Source organism: Streptomyces sp. GbtcB6, from assembly GCF_019091475.1.
Classification (GTDB): Bacteria; Actinomycetota; Actinomycetes; order Streptomycetales; family Streptomycetaceae; genus Streptomyces; species Streptomyces hyaluromycini.
Window position 1 is genome coordinate 1 of sequence record NZ_JAGXJL010000121.1, and the last position, 7,534, is coordinate 7,534.

The following is a 7,534-nucleotide window of genomic DNA, read 5'->3' on the forward strand; positions in this document are numbered from 1 at the left end:
CCACCCCCAAGACCACCCACACCAAGCTCAACGACCCCGCCAGCCCCACGGCACGGCAGATCTCAAACGCGGTCTGAGCCACCTGCAGAGCATGTTCGATCTCGCTGTCGACGACGACCTGATCCGAAAGAACCCATGCCTCGCACGTTCAGTACAGGCCGTAAAGCCTCGTCGCGCCAAGGCCCCTTCGAAAGAACTTCCCCTCACCTGGGAGCAGACAGAAAAGATACGAACAGCGCTTCCTGAGCGTTTCAAATGCATGATGGATGCCGGACGGGGCCTGAGCCTCCGCCAAGGTGAGATTTTCGGACTCAGTCCCGATGATATCGACTGAGAGCATCCAAGTGGCCCCCTGGTCCACATACAGCGCCAGATTGCCATGGACGGCGCCACACTGGTCTGGTCGACGGCGAAAGGTGAGAACAGCACGAACCCGAAGGATCGCCGGGTGGAATTGGATGACGGAGTCAGCGACGCCCTCAGGAAGCACATGGCCACTTTCCCCCCAATTCTCGTAACCCTTCCGAACGAAACCAAAGAGGGAGAACTCGAGACTGTACGCATCATTTTCTATTCGCGCGAGCAGAAACCCATCAACCGTAATTACTTAAACAGCTTTGTTTGGAAACCTGCACTGGCAGCCGTCGGGATCATCGCCTCCCTGAAACCTGGCGAGGACAAGAAGCGGGAGGAGCCACGGGACAAGATGATGCACGCGCTTCGCCACCTGTTCGCCTCGATGGCGCTCAGCCACGGCGTGGACATCTACACGCTCGCCGACCGGCTGGGCCACTCCGACCCGGCCTTCACCCTGCGTAGGTACGTGCATCGCGTACCGAATGCCGGCGCCAAACTGCGCGCCGCCTTGCGCAGCATCTACGAGCACACAGCCTGACCTGGTGTGCAACATCCATGCAATCGGAAGAGCCTGAAAGGCATTGTGATGAGTTTAGGCGGATTGCCGAGTTCGGATAAAATGCTCTGGAATCCGTCGCCTCGGAGGCAAACACCCAGGTCAAACAGTCTGCTCCCGCGCCCGCGGGGATGTTCCCGCGTGTTCCATGGCCATTGGTCGCTTGGTCCCTGCTCCCCGCGCCCGCGAGGATGTTCCCATCATCGCGTACAACGCCGCGGACCCCATGGACTGCTCCCCGCACCCGCTGGGATGTTCCCTGGTAGCTCCGCTCGCAGGCCACCTTCATCGGCTGCTCCCCGCGCCCGCGGGGATGTTCCCTTCTTCGGCGCCTTAGAGGTGCATGGGATCAACTGCTCCCCTCACCCGTGGGGATGTTCCCTGGCCGCTGCTGGTGCGGACTTCCGCCCACGCCTGCTCCCCGCGCCCGCGGGGATGTTCCCAAGGGTTTGGCGCTGATGGGTGTGCGCCTTGCCTGCTCCCCGCACCCGCAGGGATGGTCCCAAACGCGCTTCGCCACCTGTTCGCCTCGACGGCGCTCAGTCACGGCGTCGACATCTACGCGCTCGCCGACCGGCTGGGCCACTCCGACCCTGCCTTCACCCTACGTAGAGCTCGTAACAGGATCTTGCTGAAGTGTCCTGGTCCGGCGTTACCGATGTGATGATTCAGCCGTTCGGGAGGGTGTGAGCACTCGGCCGTGGATCGTGGGCGACGACTTGTGGGCGTTGATCGAGCCGCTGCTGCCGCCCTGGCCGGAGAAGGCGCCGGGCCCGCGGCCGGTAGCGGACCGGCTGTGTCTGCAGGGCATCCTGTACGTGCTCCACAACGATATCGCCTGGCAACTCCTGCCCCTGGAGCTGGGGTTCGGCTCGGGTCAGACCTGCTGGCGGCGGCTGGACCGCTGGCAGCAGGCCGGGGTCTTCGACCAGCTGCACCGTATTCTGCTCGCCGAACTGAACGCGGCCGGCGAACTCGACTGGTCGCGCGCGTGCGTGGATGGCTCCCACATCCGCGCGAAAAAGGGGGAGCCGATACCGGTCCGTCGCCGGTCGACCGGCGGAAGACGGGCAGCAAACACCACCTGGTCTGCGACGGGCGAGGCACACCGTTCAAGGTCATCACCACGGCGGCCAACGTCAACGACGTCACCCGGACCCTGGCTCTCGTCGACGGCATCCCGCCCGTGGCCGGACGGCGCGGCCGCCCGTGCCGCCGCCCCGACTCACTACTCGGGGACAAGGGCTATGACTCCAACCCCAACCGGCGGGAGCTGCGCAGGCGGCGGATCCTGCCGGTCATCTCCCGCACGGGCTCCCCGGACATCAAGGGCCTGGGCAAGCTCCGTTACGTCGTCGAGCAGACCTTCGCCCTGTTCCACCAGTTCAAGCGCCTCGCCGTCCGCTGGGAACGACGAACCGAACTCCACGACGCGTTCATCTCGTTGGCCTGCAGCCTCATCTGCTGCAGACGCCTCAAGAAACACCGCTCGTAATCCTGCTACGACCTCTACGGGCTGTCTGTACTGGCCTTTCGGCCTGATCGCCACTGGTGGCTCAGCTGTGCCAACTTGCCCTCGAAGTCGGGATCTCGTCCGAAGCCGTGCGCATCGAAGGGGACGGGGAGCTTGAAGGGGCGCCCCTTGGACCGCGTGATCCGGACCCGCCTGATCGTATTTCCGCGTCCGACCTCCGTGACCTCTTCTATGCCTTCCACCTCGCTCCAAGAGCAGTCCCACTGCCGCCAGAGGCTGCGGGCATGAAGGCCGCCGCCGTCCATACGCGTACAGCCCCTCATCAACCCGAAGGCCAGGACACTCAGCACTAGGGGTGCGGAGCCGAGCACGCCCCATGTACCAACCGCCTCACCGACCCGGTGACCGACGACGAGAACGGTGCAGTACAGACTTACGGCAAGCCCCCACACACCGAGGACCACGGCAGGTCCCACAACGACCCGTCGCTGCCTGCGGGTGTACCGAAAGACCGTCTCACTCACACGCGGAGTATGACAGCGCCCGTACACACAGACGAAAGCGCAGCTCAGGCTGCGGGGACACTCGTATCCCACGTGTGACACACCTGCTCTGCCCCAGCCAGCCAGTCACTCCTCACTTGATCGTGTTACGAGCTCGTAGGTACGTGCATCGCGTGCCGAATGCTGGCGCCAAACTGCGCGCTGCCTTGCGCAGCATTTACGAGCACACGGGCTGACCTGGTGTGCAACATCTGCGCAAGACGATCTTGAGGACGGGACGAAAACACAGGCCAGAGAATTGGATGTGTATTACTTCGACGTGTAAGACGCCTCCGACCTGCAAAAATGCAAGCATGAGTGGAGTGTGTCGGTGCAGGTCAACAGTTCGTTGACCTGCACCGACACACGATCGGGTCTGCCGGATGAGGCCCTGCGCTCCACCTCATGTGCAATTCCCGTGCAACAGAATCGAACTCATCGTCAGCCCCTCTGCTTTCCGTCGAGGCACGCTCGGTGATTACAAAGAGTGAAATCTCATCACGTGCCACCGCGAGTCGCTGTTCGCTGCAGCATCGTGCACGGGTTCTCGACGGTCGCCCGGCTGGCACCGGCCGCGGACACCACGTCCTCCTGGATGTGTGGGGTCGAGGGAGACGGCGCAGGGTCTTGCATTGCTGCTGCACCACGCCTCACCAGACTGAGCAGCTCAAGCAGATTCTCACCCGCTGCCCCGCCCTCGGCCGCACCGCCAAACACGTCCCCGCCTTCGCCGAATTGATGAACGGCCGCCGGGACCACGAACTCGATCGATGGACAGAACGCGTGCAGGCTGACGACGTGCCCGCCCTGCACGGCTTCGTCACCGGCCTCGGCCAGGACCTCGACGCCGTCGTCCGCCTCAGCCTCCGCTACAGTTCCGGCTCCGTCGAAGGCCACAACAACAAGACCAAGATGATCAAGCGGCAGATGTCCGGCCGCGCCGACTTCGACCTGCTCTGCAAGCGTCCTCCTTGTGGCGTCAGGCCGTTCGTGATCGCGGTTGTGGTGCCCCTCCGTGGCTCCGGCACTGAAAGTGATCCAGAACCATCCCCGGGCGGGCAGGTCGGCCAGGGCGCCGGGTGCGCGCCACCGCGGCGGCCGACCGGGGAGGCGGTGCGAGCGAATCGTCCCGGCTGGACGCCGGCGACTGTCGGCTACGCCTCCTGCAACTCGGGTTCCCGCACTTCGGCCCAGACCACCAGCCCCACTCCTCCCTGGCGGCTGCTGCCCCAAGCCGAGGCGATGCCGGCTACGAGGGACAGCCCCCTGCCGGACTCCTCTTCGAAGCCCACAACGTCCTGGGCCTCCAGGCGTTCTTTCCCTGCGGAGCCCATATCGCCCACCATGACGGTGATCGCCGTACCGCTTTGCATCACTGCAACGTCCACGGCGGCAGATCGGGTGTGCGTCACGGCATTCGTGACCAGTTCGGAAACGATCAGCTCAACTGCGTCGACCGTGTCCGGGCCGAAGCCCCATCGCATGGCATATGTCGCCGCCAGCCCCCTGGCCAGACGTGGTGCGGTGGACACTCCGGCAAGGCTCCAGCGCTCGGAGCGTATCGGCCTCGGTGGTGCCAGCACGTCGCCTGAGACTGTCAGGGGGACGCGAGCAGCCATGCCCACACCGCATGCCGGGTCAGCCCAATCCGTCTCCCGTTGGATCTCTTCCACTATGACGATCACCTCACGCGGCTCAGAAGGGGCTCGCACAGACCTTGCGCCCAATGAAGTCCTTGTGCTGTCACCCTCCACCGGATCAGCCCCACTCGTCCGCCAACTGAAGGCCAATAAACCCACTAAAATGGACACATTCACGTAGGGGGTATACGGGGAAGAAGGCTCCTACGAGAGCCACGATCATCTTGGAGTGGGGACAGATGAAGCCGAGGAAACACAGCATCGGGGTGCTCGTGTTCGACGGCATGAAAATGCTGGATCTGTCCGGCCCGGCGGAAGTCTTCAGCGAAGCCAACCGGTTCGGCGCCGACTACCGGTTGACCATCGTCTCGGTCGGCGGAATCGCCGTGACCTCCTCGATCGGTGTCCAAGTCCCGGTCGATTCGGACGTCGACGATGCCCCCTCGATCGACACGCTGCTCGTGGTGGGGGGCGACAAGTTGCCCCAAGGAACTATCGATCCGGACCTCAGCGCGGCCGCGCGGTATCTGGCCTCCAAAGCCGGTCGGGTCGCCTCTATCTGCACGGGCGCGTTCATCCTGGGCGCGGCAGGTCTGCTCGACGGCAAGCGGGCGACGACACACTGGCAGCACACCGCGTTGCTGGCCCAGACCTGTCCGACCGCGCGGGTGGAACCCGACGCGATCTTCGTCAGGGACGGTACGACGTTCACCTCGGCCGGTGTCACTGCGGGCATCGACCTCGCGCTGGCCCTGGTCGAGGAGGAGCACGGAGCCGACCTCACCCGCAGTGTCGCCCGCTCACTCGTGGTGTACATGCAGCGCTCCGGCGGGCAGTCCCAGTTCTCCGCCTCGCTCCAGGGTCGGGCCCCGCGCACCCCGGTCCTGAGGCTGGTGCAGGACGCGGTCCAGGAGGACCCGACGGCCGATCACAGCCTGGAGGCACTCGCCGCGCGAGTCCGGGTCAGTCCCCGGCATCTGACCCGGATGTTCCGTGCGGAGCTGGACATCACACCGATGAAGTATGTGGAGCTGATCCGCTTCGACATGGCGAAGGCCCTGCTGGACTCCGGGCACAACGCCACGGAGGCGGCCATGCTGTCCGGCTTCTCCAGTTACGAGAGCCTGCGCCGCGCCTTCGCTCGTCACCTGGGCGTTTCACCAACCACGTACCAGCGCCGCTTCACCACCACGGGCGCCGAAGTCCTCGCCTCTGCCTCTGGCGCGTGACCGTTTGCGAGGTGTGGTCGGTCATCGAGTGGGGGGACCACGGCCTCCAGTGGGGCTTCGCCCCCTTGCACCAGGCCGAAGTCCGGCTCGTCTCCTCCCCCGGCACCGGCTCGTTCACCCGGTTTCCTGCGGGGCATCACGTGCACCCGGCGCATGTGTGAGGTGATCATCGAAGGATGCGCCGCCAGCCGCGGTCGGCTCAGGCAACGAGCCGCGCCTGTCCGGATCTGTGGGATGGACGTCCGTTCGCGCGGTGGGCAAAAGTCCGAACCACCCAAACACTGGAATCAGTCAAGTCGGTGCATGGCTCTGGATTCCTCGCGCCTGACGTGATCGCAGGAATGCTCATCAGTGTTCGTCGAGAGCATCCAGAACGACACTCCGGAAGCGGTGAGGTGATGCCGGTTGCCTGTCAGAGATCAGGCGGAACGACTGCGGGGGGCTTCCCTGCGCGTCACTGCGCAGCGAACTGCCGTGCTGCACGTACTGGAGCAGCACCCGCACTCCGACGCCGGATTCGTCGCCCGCGCCGTTCGAGAGGTGATCGGCGCAGCGTCGATCCAGGCCGTCTATAACGTATTGGACGTACTGATCGAGGCCGGGCTCGTACGCAAATTCCAGCCGGCCGGTTCACCCGGACTCTTCGAGCTGCGTGCCGACGCCAATCACCACCATGTCGTATGCCGGGCTTGCGGTGCCGTCGCTGATGTCGACTGCACCGTAGGGAGGCGGCCCTGTCTGACGCCGTCGGCGACTGACGGCTTCATCGTCGACGAAGCCGAAGTGGTCTTCTGGGGATTTTGTCGTTCGTGCACCAACTCCTCCGAACAGCGACGTGACTTGAATACGACGCCCATAACTCTTCAGGAGATAAAATGACTTTCGAAGAAAATATCAGCCCGCTGACCACCGCGGCGGGAGCGCCCGTCACCGACAACCAGAACAGTATGAGTGCCGGCGCCCGAGGCCCGCTGATGTTGCAGGGCCTGTGGCTCATCGAGAAGCTCGCCCACTTCGACCGCGAGGTCATCCCCGAGCGTCGTATGCACGCCAAGGGATCCGGCGCGTTCGGCACGTTCCGGGTCACGCACGACATCTCTCACTACACCAAGGCGGCGATCTTCGGCAAGGTCGGCAACGAATGTGAGATGGTCGCCCGGTTCTCTACCGTCGCGGGCGAGCGTGGTGCCGCCGACGCGGAGCGCGACATCCGCGGTTTCTCGGTGCGCTTCTACACCGAGGAAGGCAACTGGGACGTCGTCGGCAACAACACACCTGTCTTCTTCCACCGCGACCCGCTGAAGTTCCCGGACCTCAACCGCGCGGTCAAGCGGGACCCTCGCACCAATCTCCGCAATCCCGAGAACAACTGGGGATTCTGGACGAACCTGCCCGAGTCCCTGCACCAGGTCACCATCGTCATGAGTGACCGGGGGATTCCCAAGTCCTACCGGCACATGCACGGTTTCGGCTCGCACACCTTCAGTCTGATCAACGCCGCCGGTGAACGGAACTGGGTCAAGTTCCACTTCCGCACCCAGCAGGGTATCGAGAACCTGACGGACGAGGAGGCGGCGAACGTCATCGCCCACGACCGCGAGTCGCACGGGCGTGACCTCTACGAGTCGATCGAGCGCGGCGACTTCCCGAAGTGGACTCTTTACGTGCAGATCATGCCCGAGTCCGACGCGGGTACCTATCGATTCCACCCCTTCGACCTCACCAAGGTGTGGAGC

At 64.3% G+C, this 7,534-nt stretch carries 7 protein-coding genes and 2 pseudogenes; 8 read left to right on the forward strand and 1 reads right to left on the reverse strand.

The features are described from left to right. The 4 genes and pseudogenes from KVT45_RS54230 to KVT45_RS54245 form a co-directional block, all read left to right on the forward strand. Positions 1–334, forward strand: a pseudogene (locus tag KVT45_RS54230) (hypothetical protein); the annotation flags it as partial. A gap of 45 nt (positions 335–379) precedes the next feature. After that, positions 380–895, forward strand: a complete 516-nt coding sequence (locus tag KVT45_RS54235) for a tyrosine-type recombinase/integrase (RefSeq protein ID WP_217562400.1) — start codon at positions 380–382, stop codon at positions 893–895. A 704-nt stretch (positions 896–1,599) separates the two neighbouring features. Then, a protein-coding gene (locus KVT45_RS54240) for an IS5 family transposase (protein ID WP_308311168.1) occupies positions 1,600–2,408 on the forward strand; the annotation gives its coding sequence in 2 pieces (ribosomal slippage) (positions 1,600–1,917 and positions 1,920–2,408; 807 coding nt in all). Positions 2,409–3,334: 926 nt separating this feature from the next. After that, positions 3,335–3,895, forward strand: a pseudogene (locus tag KVT45_RS54245) (transposase); the annotation flags it as partial. A 188-nt stretch (positions 3,896–4,083) separates the two neighbouring features. On the opposite strand, the gene KVT45_RS54250 reads toward KVT45_RS54245, so the two are convergent. After that, the gene (locus KVT45_RS54250; RefSeq protein WP_217562402.1) at positions 4,084–4,461 is read right to left on the reverse strand and encodes an ATP-binding protein; all 378 of its coding nucleotides are present in this window, start codon (positions 4,459–4,461) and stop codon (positions 4,084–4,086) included. A 347-nt stretch (positions 4,462–4,808) separates the two neighbouring features. On the opposite strand from KVT45_RS54250, the gene KVT45_RS54255 reads away from it, so the two are divergent. The 4 genes from KVT45_RS54255 to KVT45_RS54270 all read left to right on the forward strand — a co-directional run. Continuing rightward, complete coding sequence (locus KVT45_RS54255) at positions 4,809–5,798, forward strand: GlxA family transcriptional regulator (protein ID WP_217562404.1); 990 nt, start codon at positions 4,809–4,811, stop codon at positions 5,796–5,798. Beyond that, positions 5,795–5,959 (forward strand): hypothetical protein, encoded by a 165-nt coding sequence (locus tag KVT45_RS54260; protein WP_217562406.1) that lies wholly within the window; start codon positions 5,795–5,797, stop codon positions 5,957–5,959. Before KVT45_RS54255 ends, KVT45_RS54260 begins: the two co-directional genes overlap by 4 nt. Before the next feature lie 244 nt (positions 5,960–6,203). Then, positions 6,204–6,677 (forward strand): Fur family transcriptional regulator, encoded by a 474-nt coding sequence (locus KVT45_RS54265; protein WP_217562408.1) that lies wholly within the window; start codon positions 6,204–6,206, stop codon positions 6,675–6,677. Further along, a partial coding sequence (locus tag KVT45_RS54270; protein WP_217562410.1) for a catalase occupies positions 6,674–7,534 on the forward strand: 861 nt, incomplete at its 3' end. The genes KVT45_RS54265 and KVT45_RS54270, both read left to right, overlap by 4 nt.

What these genes read in the sequence shown, in the direction of transcription:
- KVT45_RS54235 (WP_217562400.1), top strand. Translation starts at nt 380, where the DNA reads ATGGACGGCGCCACACTGGTCTGGTCGACGGCGAAAGGTGAGAACAGC.
- KVT45_RS54255 (WP_217562404.1), top strand. Translation starts at nt 4,809, where the DNA reads ATGAAGCCGAGGAAACACAGCATCGGGGTGCTCGTGTTCGACGGCATG.